This window comes from uncultured Bradyrhizobium sp. (assembly GCF_936928535.1).
Classification (GTDB): domain Bacteria; phylum Pseudomonadota; class Alphaproteobacteria; order Rhizobiales; family Xanthobacteraceae; genus Bradyrhizobium.
On sequence record NZ_CAKZHY010000093.1, the window covers coordinates 1 to 14,549 of the forward strand.

Annotated in this window: 17 protein-coding genes and 1 tRNA gene; 9 read left to right on the top strand and 9 right to left on the bottom strand. The window is 64.4% G+C overall.

Annotation, left to right across the window (positions count from 1 at the left end; all coding sequences use genetic code 11):
• The first annotated feature begins 195 nt into the window (after positions 1-195).
• A tRNA-Thr gene (locus tag Q0687_RS15330) sits at positions 196-270 on the top strand.
• An 18-nt stretch (positions 271-288) separates the two neighbouring features.
• Here Q0687_RS15330 and Q0687_RS15335 read toward each other — a convergent pair.
• Both Q0687_RS15335 and Q0687_RS15340 read right to left on the bottom strand, forming a co-directional pair.
• On the bottom strand, positions 289-708 hold the full coding sequence (locus tag Q0687_RS15335; protein ID WP_298878058.1) for a GFA family protein: 420 nt from the start codon (positions 706-708) through the stop codon (positions 289-291).
• A 66-nt stretch (positions 709-774) separates the two neighbouring features.
• Positions 775-1,482, bottom strand: a complete 708-nt coding sequence (locus Q0687_RS15340) for a class I SAM-dependent methyltransferase (protein WP_298878060.1) — start codon at positions 1,480-1,482, stop codon at positions 775-777.
• 88 nt (positions 1,483-1,570) lie between these two features.
• Between Q0687_RS15340 and Q0687_RS15345 the strand changes: the two genes are divergently transcribed.
• The gene (locus tag Q0687_RS15345; RefSeq protein WP_298878062.1) at positions 1,571-2,326 is read left to right on the top strand and encodes a dienelactone hydrolase family protein; all 756 of its coding nucleotides are present in this window, start codon (positions 1,571-1,573) and stop codon (positions 2,324-2,326) included.
• 220 nt (positions 2,327-2,546) lie between these two features.
• Here Q0687_RS15345 and Q0687_RS15350 read toward each other — a convergent pair whose 3' ends face one another.
• Positions 2,547-4,244 (bottom strand): methyl-accepting chemotaxis protein, encoded by a 1,698-nt coding sequence (locus Q0687_RS15350; RefSeq protein WP_298878064.1) that lies wholly within the window; start codon positions 4,242-4,244, stop codon positions 2,547-2,549.
• 213 nt (positions 4,245-4,457) lie between these two features.
• Positions 4,458-4,622, bottom strand: a complete 165-nt coding sequence (locus Q0687_RS15355) for a hypothetical protein (RefSeq protein ID WP_298878066.1) — start codon at positions 4,620-4,622, stop codon at positions 4,458-4,460.
• 107 nt (positions 4,623-4,729) lie between these two features.
• On the opposite strand from Q0687_RS15355, the gene Q0687_RS15360 reads away from it, so the two are divergent.
• Both Q0687_RS15360 and Q0687_RS15365 read left to right on the top strand, forming a co-directional pair.
• Positions 4,730-5,119, top strand: a complete 390-nt coding sequence (locus Q0687_RS15360) for a hypothetical protein (RefSeq protein WP_298878068.1) — start codon at positions 4,730-4,732, stop codon at positions 5,117-5,119.
• A gap of 308 nt (positions 5,120-5,427) precedes the next feature.
• The gene (locus Q0687_RS15365; protein ID WP_298878070.1) at positions 5,428-5,682 is read left to right on the top strand and encodes a hypothetical protein; all 255 of its coding nucleotides are present in this window, start codon (positions 5,428-5,430) and stop codon (positions 5,680-5,682) included.
• A 43-nt stretch (positions 5,683-5,725) separates the two neighbouring features.
• Here the strand turns inward: Q0687_RS15365 and Q0687_RS15370 are convergent, their stop codons facing one another.
• From Q0687_RS15370 to Q0687_RS15385, 4 genes are all read right to left on the bottom strand, one after another.
• Positions 5,726-5,968, bottom strand: a complete 243-nt coding sequence (locus Q0687_RS15370) for a DUF6719 family protein (RefSeq protein ID WP_298878071.1) — start codon at positions 5,966-5,968, stop codon at positions 5,726-5,728.
• Between the two features lie 257 nt (positions 5,969-6,225).
• A complete protein-coding gene (locus Q0687_RS15375) occupies positions 6,226-6,933 on the bottom strand; it encodes an outer membrane protein (protein WP_298878073.1) in 708 nt (235 codons plus the stop codon).
• A gap of 287 nt (positions 6,934-7,220) precedes the next feature.
• Positions 7,221-7,655: a hypothetical protein gene (locus Q0687_RS15380; protein ID WP_298878075.1), complete on the bottom strand. Its 435-nt coding sequence runs from the start codon at positions 7,653-7,655 to the stop codon at positions 7,221-7,223.
• 334 nt (positions 7,656-7,989) lie between these two features.
• Positions 7,990-8,340 (bottom strand): hypothetical protein, encoded by a 351-nt coding sequence (locus Q0687_RS15385; RefSeq protein WP_298878076.1) that lies wholly within the window; start codon positions 8,338-8,340, stop codon positions 7,990-7,992.
• A 253-nt stretch (positions 8,341-8,593) separates the two neighbouring features.
• Here Q0687_RS15385 and Q0687_RS15390 point away from each other — a divergent pair, with 253 nt between their 5' ends.
• Together Q0687_RS15390 and Q0687_RS15395 are read left to right on the top strand one after the other, a co-directional pair.
• Positions 8,594-9,136, top strand: coding sequence for a tetratricopeptide repeat protein (locus Q0687_RS15390; RefSeq protein WP_298878077.1), 543 nt, complete (start codon positions 8,594-8,596; stop codon positions 9,134-9,136).
• Positions 9,137-9,245: 109 nt separating this feature from the next.
• Positions 9,246-10,631 (top strand): serine hydrolase domain-containing protein, encoded by a 1,386-nt coding sequence (locus Q0687_RS15395; protein ID WP_298878079.1) that lies wholly within the window; start codon positions 9,246-9,248, stop codon positions 10,629-10,631.
• Here the strand turns inward: Q0687_RS15395 and Q0687_RS15400 are convergent.
• Positions 10,621-12,186 (bottom strand): peptidase S10, encoded by a 1,566-nt coding sequence (locus tag Q0687_RS15400; protein ID WP_298878081.1) that lies wholly within the window; start codon positions 12,184-12,186, stop codon positions 10,621-10,623. The genes Q0687_RS15395 and Q0687_RS15400 overlap by 11 nt on opposite strands.
• A 248-nt stretch (positions 12,187-12,434) precedes the next feature.
• Between Q0687_RS15400 and Q0687_RS15405 the strand changes: the two genes are divergently transcribed.
• The 3 genes from Q0687_RS15405 (at position 12,435) to Q0687_RS15415 (ending at position 14,453) form a co-directional block, all read left to right on the top strand.
• Positions 12,435-13,214, top strand: a complete 780-nt coding sequence (locus Q0687_RS15405; RefSeq protein ID WP_298878083.1) for an NAD kinase — start codon at positions 12,435-12,437, stop codon at positions 13,212-13,214.
• Between the two features lie 84 nt (positions 13,215-13,298).
• Positions 13,299-13,844 (top strand): response regulator, encoded by a 546-nt coding sequence (locus Q0687_RS15410; protein WP_008133731.1) that lies wholly within the window; start codon positions 13,299-13,301, stop codon positions 13,842-13,844.
• Positions 13,845-13,874: 30 nt separating this feature from the next.
• A complete protein-coding gene (locus Q0687_RS15415) occupies positions 13,875-14,453 on the top strand; it encodes an Hpt domain-containing protein (protein WP_298878090.1) in 579 nt (192 codons plus the stop codon).
• Positions 14,454-14,549: the final 96 nt, after the last annotated feature.

The following is a 14,549-nucleotide window of genomic DNA, read 5'->3' on the forward strand; positions in this document are numbered from 1 at the left end:
CGCGCGTCCGGGCGGCTTTGCTCTACCGAGCTACACCACCACCGGGGACACGACCACAGGCGGCCGCAAGGCCGCCTGCTTCGTGCTGGCAGGACCATGCACGGTTCTAGCACTTTCCGATCAAGTCTGGTAATGCGACGCGCGGACGGGCAGCCCGGCACATGCTGGCCCCTGCCCGCTTCCTGAAAGCGCGTCGCCGGCTTAGCTCAGCGGTAGAGCAGCGGTTTTGTAAACCGAAGGTCGGGGGTTCAATCCCCTCAGCCGGCACCAGCGCTTCTTGCGCATCCGTCAGTTTGACGTCTTCGGAATGCTGCCGTGTTGCAGATGCTCGACATCCGCGCCGACGACATCGACCCATGCGTGCTTCGAGCGCTCGAACACCGATTTTGATGGCGCCGGAAAATTCGGATCCGCGATGGCGCCGACCGCGACGCCCATCATCGCAGGGAACTTGTCGGGCCTCCAATAAACCGTCGAGCCGCAATCGGGGCAGAAATAGCAACGGATGTTCCCGCCGCTGTCGCCGGTGCGAACATATTCTTTCGGCGCGCCCGAGACCTTGACCGCTTCGGCCAGATAGAAGGCACCAACGCCGAATGGCGCACCGGTCCGCCGCTGGCATTCGAGACAGTGACAGGCCGCGACCATGAGGGGCGCCTCCGGAAGCGACAGCGCAAGCGCGCCACAACTGCATCTGGCGTCGATCATTGACTTCACTCCTTGCGTTCCTTGCTTCGATGTCCGGGAAAGCTGCGGCGATGATCGCCGCGCGTGTCACGCGCGATCGGCCGTGCCTTCCGGCAACGCGTCCAGCCGCCAGAGCCCGAGGCTCTTGTCGCGCCAACCACCGCCACCCTCGTCGCAGCGCTCGTTGATCAATTCGCGCGGCTGCGTCCAGCCGAACGGGGGCTTCGTCATGTTGAGCGCGCGCCAGTCGCCGTCCTCGCAATCACTGTTATCCCCCCATTCCGGAAACGTCGTGACCACAAGGAATTGCGCACCGCTGGCACGAAAGCGGGCCATGGCGCGCGCGATATTCTGAAAGCTCAGATGCACCAGACAGTCGCGGCACAGGATCACCTCGCAGCGCGGCAGCGGATCGCGCGTGATGTCGGCGACGAGGAACTGGCCGCGCAATTCGCCCCGCGCGACGCGCGCGCTGTTGGCCACGATCAGCGATGGCACGACATCGATGCCGGTATAGTCGACATCGAGTTGCATGCCGCCGATCCAGCCGGCATCGCCGCAGGGCGCATCGAGCAGCGAGCGCACGCCAAGTCGTCGCAACATCCAGGGCAGTGCTTCGCGGATCGCGGCGGTGGCGCGATCCTCCGAGCCAAGACCCGAGACCGAGGTCGCAGCACCCCACAGATTGGTCCGCTGGATCCGCTCGAAGCGCGCGGCGAGGTCGAGGCCTGCAAAATTCTCGCGGTCGGCAACGAACCGCTCATGGGCGAGCACGGACGGACGATGGGAGATCATGTGGTAGAACTCGCGTCAAGATTCCGTCGCAAGCATACTATAGGCGCAAGGCATTCCATTCCGGAATTTCCCGCGAGCGAGTTCGCAGATGATCACCCGACGAGCGGCCGCGGCCGGCCTCGCCACCCTGCTGGCACCGATCGCCGCGCGCGACGCTTCCGCCGAAGAGCTCAAGGTCGCCTCCGGCGGGGACAGCCTCTCCGTGTTGCGCTATGCGGCGGCCGGATCGCAGCAGCGCCCTGCCGTGGTCGCGCTGCACGGCGCCCGCGGCATCGAGATCAGGCCCCGCGCCTATGAACGATATGCCGATGCGCTGACGGCAAAGGGCATCGATACCTATTTCCTCCGCTACATGACGGCAGCCGACATGGCTGCGTTGACGTCCACCTCGCATGAGATCCGTGAAGCCTATGAGACGACGCGCTACGACGGCTGGGCCGATATGGTCGCTGCAACGGTGACATCAGTGCTCGGCCGGCCCGATTGTTCGGGGCGCGTCGGCCTGCTTGGCTTTTCGCTGGGCAGCTACATCGCCGCCGAGGCCGCCGCGCGCGACAGCCGCGTCACTGCTCTCGCCGTGCTGTATGGCGGAATGCCCAAGGCCATGGCCACCAAGGTCAAGCACCTGCCGCCGCTGATCGCGCTGCATGGCGAGGCCGACAAGAACGTCCCGATCTCGGAAGGACGGCAGTTGGTTGCGCTCGGCAAGTCCGTCGGCGCCGAGACGGAGTTCGTGCCCTATCCCGGCAAGGCCCACGGCTTCGATTTCTCCGAGACCGATCCGATGACACCTGATGCGATCGATCGGGTGACGCGGTTTTTCCAGGCCAAACTCGTCGCCTGACCGGACGGGTCTTGGATTGGACCGGAGCTCAACATGAGGTAGTATGTGCCTCGCATGCCGTCCTATGCCAACCGAGATAGCGCCAAGATCGTCGCCGGAGCCGTGGCGGCCGTCGTCGCGACGATTTTCCTGTTTGCGATAGCGATGGCATTCTTGCTGCAATAGGGCTCTGCGGCACGCCGGCGGCGCAAGCGCCGCCGACCTTGGTCGTCGCGCGGGATCAGGCCGCGCGCACCGTGCGCAGGAATTTTCCGACTTCGTCCTTCAGCCTTGTGCTGTCGGTCGCCAGCATCTTCGCGGTCGAGAGCACCTGCGAGGAGGCCGAGCCGGTCTCGGTCGCGCCGCGCTGCACGTCGGTGATGTTGCTCGAGACCTGCTGGGTGCCGTGGGCGGCCTGCTGGACGTTGCGCGAGATCTCCTGTGTCGCCGCGCCCTGCTCCTCGACGGCCGCCGCGATGGTCGAAGACACTTCCGACAGCCGCTCGATGGCCGCGGAGATGTCACGGATCGCCGTCACCGAGTCCTGGGTGGCATTCTGGATGCCGGAGATCTGCTGGCTGATCTCACCGGTGGCCTTCGCAGTCTGCTCGGCCAGCGTCTTCACTTCGGAGGCGACGACGGCAAAGCCGCGGCCGGCCTCGCCCGCCCGTGCCGCCTCGATGGTGGCGTTCAGCGCCAGCAGATTGGTCTGGCCGGCAATGGTGTTGATCAGCTCGACGACGTCGCCGATGCGCGTGGCCGCAATCGACAGCTCGCTGACGCGTTCGGTCGTGGTGCGCGCCTGGTTGACGGCCTCGCTCGCCATCCGCGCGGATTCCTGCACCTGCCGGCTGATCTCGTTGACCGAGGACGACAATTCCTCCGTGGCGGTCGCAACCGATTGAACGTTGCCGGTGGCTTCGCCCGAGGCAAGCGCGACAACAGAGGTCAGTTCCTGGGCGCGCTGCGCGGTGGTGGCAAGCGTCGTGGACGACGCCTCGAGCTCGGTGGAGGCGGATCCGACCGTATCGATGATCTCGCCGACCGCGCGCTCGAAGCCATCGGCGAGGTTGACCATATCGCGGCGGCGCTGCTCGGCAGCTTGCTTCTCGGCTTCCACCTGCGCAGCCTTGAGGCGCTCGACCTCGATCGCGTTGGTCTTGAACACCTCGAGGGTCTTGGCCATCTCTCCGATTTCGTCGCTGCGGTCCTTCTCAGGCACTTCGGTCTTGAGATCATTGCGCGCCAGGCCTTCCATGGCGGCCTTGAGACGGGCTATCGGCTTCGACATCGCCACGAGGCCGATGAAGAGCGCGATCGCGATGCCGACGACCAGGCCGCCGGCGCTGACGCTCATCACGGTCCAGACCGCGGATTTGGCGTCACGCTCGATGGCTTCCTTGCGCTTGGCGACGGCCTTGGACGTGTCCGCCGTGAACTTCGCAACACGTTCGAGAGCCGCATCGATCAGCGGATCGCACGCCTTGTGCGCACGATCGGCGACCTTGGCATTTTCCTCTGGCGTGCTTGCAGCCGCGCCGGCCTGGAGCACCGGATCGCAGCCTGCAAAGGCCGCCGTCAGCTGCGCGCCGACGCCCTTCGTCTCGGCGGCTCGCGCCGGATCATCCTGCTCGGCAGCATTCAGAAACTGAACAACTTCATTGCGGTTCTGGTTCGCGATCTTGAGGCGATTGGCGTTGCCCGCCTCGGTGGTCTCGGTGAACACCGCATAGAGCGCGGCGTGGTAGGTCTCGATGCGGCGCTGGGCGCGTGTGAGGTTGAGGGCCGCCGACTGCATCGCCGTGAGCTCGCTGAAGCCGTCGACGGTCGCGGACAGCTCGCGGGTGCCGAAGGCCGCGACTGCGACCAGAGCGGCGCCCATCACGGTCACGATCAGCGCAACCTTCAACACGATTTTCAGATTATTCAGAAAGCTCATCGCAGCCGCCAATCAACACAGGGGTTCCATTGCCGGAACAAAATCCGGCGGCGGCATTGGAACCCGAGGACATTAACATTCGATAGTAAATGTCGTGATCGAGGTTACGGAAAAATACCCAATCTGTGCCTGGCCGTAAGCCTCGCGTAAGCTTGCGCTTTCTTTTGTGGCATAGGCCGAATTGCAAACGTCAATCCGCGCCGGCTCCCGGCCTCATCGCGGGGAGGCCTCCTGGCCGTTATCGGACTGGGTGTGAGCGCGCACGAGGTCCTCGGCGAACGCGATCACCTCCGCCCGTTTCTCGGGCGGCAGTAACAGAAAGGCGCGCACGAGCCGCAGGCCCTGCGCTTCGTCCGACGACTCGGCCCTGGAATCCATCCGACCAATGTCAGGCGGCCGGGAAAAATATGCAATCCCCTGGCACGCGACCTCCTTGATTCGGCGCTCCGGCTTTGGTGGAATGGCCTCTAACAGGGTGGTGGATCATGAAGTGGATCAGGGAGCGCGACGCGCTGATCGCGCAGACACTGGCCTTCGTGCAGTCGGTTGCCGGCAAGAAGGACGATTTCCGTCAGCCGGATACCGCTACGGCTGCTCCGGTCCTGGCGGCAGAGATTGTCTCCGTCCAGGCCGTGACCATGGCGTTTGAACGGGTGCCGGCCGATCCACCGCCGCAGGTCGTCCCATCGCCCCAGCCCCTGCCCCTCCCCGCGCCACGGGCGGGCACCGATTTCCGCAGCGAGATGCAGACCCGCATCGCCAATTTCAGAAAGCATCAGGAGCGGTTTGAGCGCGAGCGGGAGGAATATTGCGCGGCGACGTTGACCAAGCTACGCGCTGCCATCCATGAGGCTGCCCCGCCGGCCCGGAAATAGGGCCGGCCCGCCCGTCTACAACCAGGACCACACCAGCCACAGATTGGCTGCGCAGGCGCCGATCAGCGCCAGCGTCAGCGGCAGGAGCATGTGCCCAGAGCAGGTTTTGAGGTCGGTCGTCATGCCAGGGAACATCTGCTGATTCCGCCAAACGAGTCCCAAGCTTTCTTTTTTTGGGGATTCAGGACTCGTTAAGGACTCAGGTCCCAGCCCCTGGCACCGCTAACCGGCGCCTATCACGGGCCTGTGATCGGCTCGGAACTGCCCGGCCCATGAATTCGTTAATGCGCTTTCCAGGAGCGGGAAGCATGCCCTACGCCCTGTTCTGCAACGACAGCCAGATCAGCAAAGCCTATCCTGATGAAGCCGACGTCTGGCAGCTTGCTCAAAGGAGCGGCCTTGTCGTCGATGTCACTACCGACGACGAGCGGCACGGTCCGCGCCGGGTGCTCGACAACGACTACGAGATCAAATCCTGCCGCGCCGCCCAAGGCGAGGACCCCGCCAAGAACAAGGCGGACGCCGAGCGGGAATCCAGGATGGAGCTTCAGCTCAATTCATGAGATCCGGCCAACGCGCCTCAGAGCGAGGCGCTTCGGGACAAGGTCAGGGCGTCGCGATCGCGAGCGAAGCCTGCTCACCACCGACGGCCACGCAAGCCTTGCGGCGATGCAGCCCGCGGATTGCTCCGGTTACCTTCAGCACCTTGCCGGACGGACAGGAAGCGTCCTTGACGAAGGCGACCTCGTAAGGTGCCAATGTCAGAGGCTCGGATTTGAGGATTGTTTGGGCAAAGCACGGCACCGCGGAGAAGCAAGCGACCGCTACCACTGACGCCAAGATACGCATGTTCGTCATCCCACCAGCCCGGTAATCCCCTAATCCGCGTACCGGAGCGCGAGTTCCGTAAGTCGCAAAAATTATTTTTGCTTTACCCGATGCCCGTGACATCAGTGAGAAAGCGCGTGCCGGACTGTTTGCCTGCAAATGACGCGCCAGATGGTTCACGCATTGAAAACAGAGCCGGCAAAACGAAAGGCCGGCGGGCGCCGGCCTTTGTCAGATCGCGTGGTGTCAGATCATGGTCGAGCTCGCTTCCGGGCGGCTCAGTAGCGCGAGGCCGATGGACCACCCCAGCCGAAACGATAGTTCACACCGACCTTGACGGTATGCTCGTCGTCCCGGCCGCGGACACCGACGACGTCGGCCGGACCCGAGGTGATCGTCGTGCTGCCGAAATTATAATACTGGTACTCGGCCTTGGCCGACCAGTTCGGCGCGAACATGTATTCGAGGCCGGCGCCGACGGTATAACCGTCCTTGCTGTTGCCGGTGGCGGTGAAGGTCTGCGGCACGCCGGCGACGTTGACGCCGAGGCCACCATTGCGCCAGGCGTAACCGCCCTTGGCGTAGAGCAGCGCCGGGCCCCAGGTGTAGCCAAGGCGACCGGTGACCGAGCCGAGCTGGTCCGTGTTCGACGTCACCTGCGTCCCGAGCGGGAACGTGGCGCCGTTGTTGTTGGTCGGCAGCCAGGAATACTGGGCCTCGATACCCACCACCCAATTGGGCGCGAACTGGTAGTCGAAGCCGCCCTGCACGCCGCCCATGAAGCGGGCGTCGCTGGACTGGAAGGTGTTGTCGCCCGCGAAGGCGCCGCCGACATGGCCGCCGATGTAGAAGCCGGTCCAGTTGTAGATCACCTGCGGCGGCGTGTAGGCCGGCGCCTTGGTGTAGGTGCGCGGCTGCATGTCCGCCGCCGCCGCCGGTGCGGCCAGCGCGAGCAGAGCTGCTGCACCGAGCAAAATCGTCTTCATGGTCATCCCCGTTCTTTCATTTACGACACTCAGGAAACAACGTGGCGTGAATTGGGTTGCTTCGCGGCGATGCCGGAACGTTGATCGTTCGTTACTGTGACGGGGCGGCAACATCGCGATTTTGTTCCGTCACGTCCCCCCGCGCAGACAAATTTTGTCGCCCGCGCAAGTCCAGCCGTAACGATTTGTCGCAAGGCAAATCGGCCCCGTTCAAAGCTCGCCGAAATGTGATCCAGCGGCCCCGGCGGCTTCTGTCCTAGCACCGCGCGATGAAGGCGGGCTTTGCGCTACCGCGCCATCTTTTCCAGTTCTGGAAAGGGTGCGTAAACCGCGCCGGCGCAGAGCTCGCCCGCGCGATCGACGACGCGGTCGGCCCGTCCGTTGACGTAGACGATGGCGCGCTCGCGCATGACCTTGTAGCTGCCGTCGGTCTCGCGCGGGGTGAAGTGCAGGCAGCTGATATAGAACTGCCGGCCACCAACCTCACGCAACACCGGATCCGCCATGCTGGCATCGCGCACGCCGACCGGATTGTTGAGATAGGCGCGCATCAGGGCCAGCGCGTCGCCGCGAAAATTGTCGGGGAATGGCTGCGGCCCTCCGGCCTGCGCCCCCTCCATCAGGGATGGGCGGTCCCCATCGCTGCCGAAACAACCCGTGAGCGTCAGCGGCAAGGCCAGGATCAGTGCCAGGCTCGCCGCACGTTTCGCCAATCGCCCCACAGTTCGCGCTCGCCGCTCAATCGACTTGGAATGTCTCAGCCCGAGAGTGTCCCAACACTAAGGCTGCGATGATGCCTGTCTAGAGGTGTTTTGCCCGACGAGTCAAACGATTTCGCTAAATCCGCAGGTGCACGCTGATCAACCCCTTGATGCATCGGCGGTCGCCTACTGTGCATGGGGTTGTTTTCGAATTTCCGTTCGCTGGGGCGAACGGCGCACCGACCCGTCGCCAGCACCTCGCGCTTTCGCGTGAAGCATGACGAACGGGCCGGGCCTGAACTCCGCACTAGGCGGCGGGGCAATGCCAGGGATGCCGCCTCGCTGGGGCCAGTGGTTAGCTGCGCTTCTCGGTGGTCACCGGCTTGGCGAGGCCAGAGTGCGTCTTGAGCGACTTCTTGGCCGACAGGTGCTTGTGGTGATGACGGTGCGTCCGCACGGTCTTGTGCTCGTCCGGCGTGATGGCAGCGTTGGCGTTCATCGCCTTGGTCTTGGTGTCGACCTTGGCATCAGCCTTGACGTCGGCAGCGGGCTTGGCCGCGGTGGTCGAGACCTTGCTCTGGGCCTGGTCCGCCTTGATCACCGGCGCAGTCGTGGTGGTCTTGGCATCCTTGACCGCGTCCTTGGCGAAGGCCGGAGCGGCGATGACGGAAGCTGCGAGCAAGGCTGCGGATATGGTCTTCAACATGGTGGTCTCCTCTTGAAGGATCTTGAGGCGGCGCCCTCTCGCCAACTCTTCGATCATGGGGAGAGCCTAGATGGCGGGCGCTGAACCCGTTCTGAAGCGGACGGCAGGCTTCTGTTCATCTGGATGACAAGTTTGTTATCTTTGCCCGGGAAGGCCGAACCGGCGGAGACGGCCGGGAATGTTTTTGGGGGCCGGGTGTTCCGGTCTTTGGGCAATCGTGTAGGATCGCCACGTTCCATACGGGAGAACTTAGATGCGCAGACTCTCAACGCTTCTTGTGCCGGGACTTGTCGCCATGACCTTGGCGGCCGGACCGGCTCTGACCAGCGCCTATGCCGCCGGCAGTGACGAGCCCTCCTCGCCGCCAAAGTCCGATACGTCGACCAAGAAGGGCAAGAAGAAGAGCTCTTCCGTGAGCGATCCGAAATTCCTCGCGGCCTACCGTACCGCGTACACCACGATCTACGACAAGCACGACTATACCGACGCGATCGGCCAGCTGAAGCAGCTCAAGCGCGACGACGTCGCCGACGTCGCCAACCTGATCGGCTACTCCTATCGCAAGCTCGGCGACTACCAGTCGTCGAAGACCTATTACGAGATCGCGCTGAAGGACGATCCGAACCACGTCCGCACCTGGCAGTATTACGGCCTCTGGCAGCTCGAGCAGGGCAACCGCGAGCAGGCGCAGTATCACCTGGACAAGATCGCCTCGCTCGCCGGCACCGACAGCTCCGAGTATCGCTCGCTGGCTGCAGCGCTCGACAAGCCGACCGGCGCGACGCTCGTCTACTAAAGACATCGCATCTTCCGATGACGCGAACGGGCACACCCTTCCGGGTTGTGCCCGTTCTGCTTTCTCGGCTAGCTTTCCCGCACCCATCCCCCCGCAAATTGGTAGCGCAATGGACAAGTGGCTGCGATCCGCGATCGACTACATCGGCTCCTGGATTGAATTCCAGCAAACGACCTTCCAGCAGCCGGGCGTGTTGCTCGCCTTCGTCCATCGCGGCGAGGTCGTCGCCGAGCATGCGTTCGGGCTTGCCAATCTCGACACCGGTGAGAAGCTCACCCCGCGCCACCGCTTCCGCATCGCCTCGCACTCGAAGAGCTTTACCGCGGCCGGCATCCTGAAGCTGCGCGAGCAGCGCAAGCTCCGGCTCGACGATCCCGTCGGCCAGTATGTCCGCGGCCTGCATCCGAGTGTCGCCGGGACGACGATCGCGCAGGTGCTCTCGCACAGCGCCGGGCTGACGCGCGACGGTGTTGATTCAGGCCAGTTCATCGACAGCCGTCCCTATCTCAACGCGATAGAGTTGCTCGCCGAGTTGAAGCTGCCGACCGCGATCGAGCCGGGCACGCGTTTCAAATATTCCAACCACGGCTTTGCCCTGATCGGCCTCGTCATCGAAGCGGTGACGAAGGAGCCCTACTCCGCCTGGATCAAGCGCGAGATCATCGAGCCTGCGGGCTTGCGCGAAACTGAGCCGAATGCGCCGCTTCCCAAGGGCGCGCTGCTCGCGCGCGGCCATACGCGAAAGCTGCCGTTCGGCGAGCGCTGCGTGATCCCGGGCGACAATCCGGCCCACGCGATGGCGTCAGCCGCGGGCTTCGTCGCCACCGCCGCGGACACCGCGCGATTCTTTGCCCAGCTCGCGCCTACTGCGAAGAAGAGCGTGCTGTCGGTCGCGAGCCGCCGCGAGATGACGCGGCATCATTGGCGCGTGCCGCAGAGCTTCGAGGGCTATTACGGCCTCGGCGTCAACGCCGGCAAGACCGACGGCTGGGACTGGTTCGGCCATGGCGGCGGCTTCCAGGGCTACATCTCCAGGACCTGCTCCATCCCCGGATGCGAGCTTGCGATCAGCATCCTCAGCAACTCCATCGACGGCGCCGCACCGTTCTGGATGGACGGCGCGATGCAGATCCTGCGCGTCTTCAAGTCGCGCGGCGCGCCCGACCGCCGCGTCCGCGACTGGACCGGCCGCTGGTGGACGATCTGGGGCGCGACAGACTTCGTGCCCGCCGGAAATCGCGTGCTGATCGCCAACCCGCAGTTCAACAATCCCTTCATGGACGCCGGCGAAATCGAGGTCACTGGCCGCGATACCGGCAAGCTCGTCTGGGCGGCCGGCTATTCCAGCCACGGCGAGCCCGTGCGCCGCGTCCGCGACAGGCGCGGCAAGGTCAGCGACATCTGGATTGCCGGAGCTAACGTCAAACCCGCCAGTGTGGTCGCACGCGAGATTGCGCGGAGGTATCCTCCGCGCAAAAAGCGGCCTACTCCCTGATCAGCGCCTCGACCTCACTGCGAAGCGCCTGGCGCGAGCCATCGCGCGAATAGAACATGTGGCCGCCGGGATAAACGACGAACTTCACCCGCGATGTCACGAAGGCGGGCAGCTGGTCGAGCGCCCGCTTCGTGCCGAAATAGGGCGTGGCGAGATCGAACAGACCGTGCGCGACCAGCACGTTCAGCTTCGCATCCGTGGCGAGGATCTGGCGCAGCTCCGACAACGATTGCGGTGGGTTGATGCCGCCGCCGAAATCCCAGTTGTGCTCGACGGAGCCGTTGAGGACCTCATATGAGCCGTCTGGCCGCCAGTTGAGCTTTCGCGTGAGCACATCGACCGCGGCGCTCGTCAGCGGCGCCTGAAGTGCATCGCCTGAGGGGTCGCCGAAGCGTGAGCTGCTCGAATCCGGATAGGGATCGAGACCACGTACCGAGCCGTCGTAGCGTCCCGTCACCATACCGTTCTTGCGATCGAGTTCGCGGCGGAATTCACCCACGTCGAAGCGGCCGGCGAGCCTGCGGCTTACCGCCTGATCGATGCCGGTAAGCTCAGCGACCTTGTCGGCGAGGCGATTGGTGGCTTCCTGGTTCGCCTCGCCCTTGACGAGATCAGCCAGGAATTCGCCGTTGGCATAAGCCTCCACGTCGGCGAGATCGGCGCGCTTGACCGGTCCCTTGGCTTCGCGCGCCGCCGCCACGTAACTCGGCAAGCTCGCGACATATTGCAGCAGGCTCGTGCCGGTGAACTCGCGGAAATCCAGCAGTGGTGACACCAGGATCATGCCCCTGACGCCCACGCCGTGCTGAATCTGCAACTGGCGCACGACCTTCGGCCCACGAATGCCGCCATAGCTCTCGCCCGTGACATATTTCGGCGAGGTCAGCCGGTTGTGCTTTTCGAGCCAGCGACGAATGACGAGCGCGATCGAATTGACATCCCCGTCGACCGAGTAGAACCGCTTGCGCGCGTCCTCATCGCTCGCGATGACGCGGCTGTAGCCGGTGCCGACAGGATCGATGAAGACGAGATCGGTGAAGTCGAGCCAGGTCTCGGCGTTCGGTTTCACCTCGGGCGAGGCCGACGGCGACAGCCCCTCGCCGTCAAGCGGCAGCCGCCACGGCCCGACCGCGCCGAACTGAAGCCACGCCGAGGATGCCCCCGGCCCGCCGTTGAACAGGAATGTCACCGGCCGCGTCGCGCGGTCAGCACCGTCGAGTTCGTAGGACGTGGCGGCGATGTCGGCGAGCGGCTCGCCCTTCTCATTGAACACCCGGATCGAACCGGCGGTCGCGGTAAAATTGAGCGTTCGGCCCGGCAGATCGAGGGTCTGCTTGGTGGTCGAGTCGTCAGGGAGGCGACGATCGGAAGCCGCTGGCGAAGCCTGCGCCGGCTTCTGTGCATTGCCGGCGCGCCCGGCCTTCTGCCCAGTGGGCGCTGCCGCCTCGTTGCGTGGCTGCGGCGGATCGTCCGCCCAAGCCGGGCTCGCGAGCGCGAAAGCAATGACGGCAAGCACCAGCCCCGCAAGGCGCTGCATCGGCAAACTCATCAACATGATTGCTTCTCCCGGCCCCCTCGCAGCTTCTCTATCCCGGACATAGCCACCAATTGCGACGGTTTGGCGGATCGGAGGCCCTCGACTGGCCTTCGGAGCCGATGAAGCCGGCTTTTGCCCTCAAAACGAGGCGCCCGGTCGGCCCCCGCGTCTGCCTTGCCAGCCGGTCATCCTCGACAATACAGGCCCAGGTCGTATAGACGACCTCGGCGGATCTTTCTCAAGCCAGCGGCACCTGCCTGGAAGCCATGACCAAGCCATCGCGATACGAACGGATCGCCTTCGTCGCCAGCCCGAGCAGCGAGGCGGAGGCCGCCTTCCACCAGCTTACGTCGCAATACGGCAATTGCGATCCTCACGAGGCAGACGTCGTGGTCGCGCTTGGCGGCGACGGGCTGATGCTCCAGACGCTGCACAACCACATGCGCTCGGGCAAGCCGATCTACGGCATGCACCGCGGCACGGTCGGCTTTCTGATGAACGAGTACTCGACGCATGATCTGCGCGCGCGGCTCGAGGCGGCGCATGAATCCGAGATCAATCCGCTCCTGATGCGCGCGACCGATGTCAACGACCGCGTCCATCTCCACCACGCCATCAACGAGGTCTATCTGTTCCGGCAGACCTCCCAGGCGGCGCGCCTGCGCATCCTGATTGACGAGCGCGAGCGCATGCCCGAGTTGATCGCCGACGGCATCATCGTGGCGACGCCGGCAGGCTCGACCGCCTACAATCTGTCGGCCCAGGGCCCGATCTTGCCGATCAACGCGGCGCTGCTGGCGCTGACACCGATCAGTGCCTTCCGGCCGCGGCGCTGGCGCGGCGCCCTGCTCCCCAACACCGCCTATGTCGTGATCGAGGTGTTGGAAGACGACAAGCGCCCGGTCGCGGCGGTGGCCGACCACGAGGAGGTGCGCAGGGTCCGGCGCGTCGAGATCCTGTCCGACAAGACCATCTCGATGCGCATGCTGTTCGACCCCGGGCACAGCCTGGAAGAGCGCATTTTGCGCGAGCAGTTCGGCAATTGAGCTCTCGCCCAGGCGCCCGGCAACGCTTCGTTAACCCGAGCCACGATATGGTTAACGAAGGTTGACCGCTTTAGCCTGGGCGTCATGTTCCGCATCGACTTCAACAAGCTGCGTTTCCTCGTCTGCGACGACAATCCGCACATGCGCCGGATCCTGCGGACGCTGCTGCATTCGTTCGGCGCGCGCGAAGTCTATGAGGCCGAGGACGGCGCGACCGCACTCGAAATGTACAGCCATTACGTGCCCGACATCGTCATCACCGACTGGGCGATGCCGATCTTCGACGGCCTCGAGCTGGCGCAGATGATCCGGCAGCCGGAATCCAAGGGCAATCCCTACGCACCGATCATCATGCTGACCGGTCATTCCGAGAAGCGCCGCGTCACGGTCGCTCGCGATGCCGGCGTCACCGAATTCCTGGCCAAGCCGATCTCGGCCAAGGGCCTCTACCAGCGCATCCTCAACGTGGTCGCCAGTCCCCGGCCCTTCATCAAGACCAAGACCTATTTCGGCCCCGACCGGCGCCGCAACACCAATTCCGCTTATATGGGCCCGGAGCGCCGTGTCGGCGAAAAGCACGAGGTGCTTCAGCAGCCCTCGCTGCTCGACAAGGCCCGCTCCTCCATCTAGCGCAACATCTCATCCGGCGAGGCAGGCATTATGGCGAAGAACAGCGCAAAGGACATCGAGGTCAAGGCCTTCGCCACGCATCACGTGATCACGCAGCCCAATCCGCTGCGTAAGGTGCTGCGCCGTGTCGAGGAAAAGGACATGGACGATCCGGTCGGCCGCGCCGAGCAAGCGCTTGCCGATTTGTCCGGCGAGTTCAAGAGCTGGATGACGACCGAGGCCAACCGTCTCTCGACCGCCTACGTCGCCATTCGCAACGACGGCTTCACCAAGGAACGGCGCGACGAGCTGTTCCACGCCGCGCACGACATCAAGGGCGACGCTGCGACGTTCGGTTTTCCGGCCGCGGCTGTGGTTGCCGAAAGCCTGTGCCGCGTCATCGAGCATGCCCCGGATCTCGAGAAGGTGCCGGCCGAGCTGTTCACGCACCACATCAACGCCATCCTCGCCATCGTCCACGAGAACACCAAGCTCGACACCATCAGCGTCTCCGCCGAGCTCAGCCGGCGTCTGCGCAAGGTCGCCGACGACTATCTCGCCGACGTCAACCGCGACCGCCCCGAACATCTTGAGGCGATCCTGGCGCCGAGCATCGTGCCGGCAGAGTAGCGGCACCACTCTCTCCTCTCGTCATTGCGAGCGCAGCGAAGCAATCCAGGCTGGTTCCGCGGAGGGACTCTGGATTGCTTCGCTGCGCTCGCAATG

Excerpts from the sequence above, each read along its gene's own strand:
- Q0687_RS15335 (WP_298878058.1), bottom strand. The coding sequence starts at position 708 with ATGATCGACGCCAGATGCAGTTGTGGCGCGCTTGCGCTGTCGCTTCCG.
- Q0687_RS15340 (WP_298878060.1), bottom strand. The coding sequence starts at position 1,482 with ATGATCTCCCATCGTCCGTCCGTGCTCGCCCATGAGCGGTTCGTTGCC.
- Q0687_RS15345 (WP_298878062.1), top strand. The coding sequence starts at position 1,571 with ATGATCACCCGACGAGCGGCCGCGGCCGGCCTCGCCACCCTGCTGGCA.
- Q0687_RS15350 (WP_298878064.1), bottom strand. The coding sequence starts at position 4,244 with ATGAGCTTTCTGAATAATCTGAAAATCGTGTTGAAGGTTGCGCTGATC.
- Q0687_RS15355 (WP_298878066.1), bottom strand. The coding sequence starts at position 4,622 with ATGGATTCCAGGGCCGAGTCGTCGGACGAAGCGCAGGGCCTGCGGCTC.
- Q0687_RS15360 (WP_298878068.1), top strand. The coding sequence starts at position 4,730 with ATGAAGTGGATCAGGGAGCGCGACGCGCTGATCGCGCAGACACTGGCC.
- Q0687_RS15365 (WP_298878070.1), top strand. The coding sequence starts at position 5,428 with ATGCCCTACGCCCTGTTCTGCAACGACAGCCAGATCAGCAAAGCCTAT.
- Q0687_RS15370 (WP_298878071.1), bottom strand. The coding sequence starts at position 5,968 with ATGCGTATCTTGGCGTCAGTGGTAGCGGTCGCTTGCTTCTCCGCGGTG.
- Q0687_RS15375 (WP_298878073.1), bottom strand. The coding sequence starts at position 6,933 with ATGAAGACGATTTTGCTCGGTGCAGCAGCTCTGCTCGCGCTGGCCGCA.
- Q0687_RS15385 (WP_298878076.1), bottom strand. The coding sequence starts at position 8,340 with ATGTTGAAGACCATATCCGCAGCCTTGCTCGCAGCTTCCGTCATCGCC.
- Q0687_RS15390 (WP_298878077.1), top strand. The coding sequence starts at position 8,594 with ATGCGCAGACTCTCAACGCTTCTTGTGCCGGGACTTGTCGCCATGACC.
- Q0687_RS15395 (WP_298878079.1), top strand. The coding sequence starts at position 9,246 with ATGGACAAGTGGCTGCGATCCGCGATCGACTACATCGGCTCCTGGATT.
- Q0687_RS15400 (WP_298878081.1), bottom strand. The coding sequence starts at position 12,186 with ATGTTGATGAGTTTGCCGATGCAGCGCCTTGCGGGGCTGGTGCTTGCC.
- Q0687_RS15405 (WP_298878083.1), top strand. The coding sequence starts at position 12,435 with ATGACCAAGCCATCGCGATACGAACGGATCGCCTTCGTCGCCAGCCCG.
- Q0687_RS15410 (WP_008133731.1), top strand. The coding sequence starts at position 13,299 with ATGTTCCGCATCGACTTCAACAAGCTGCGTTTCCTCGTCTGCGACGAC.
- Q0687_RS15415 (WP_298878090.1), top strand. The coding sequence starts at position 13,875 with ATGGCGAAGAACAGCGCAAAGGACATCGAGGTCAAGGCCTTCGCCACG.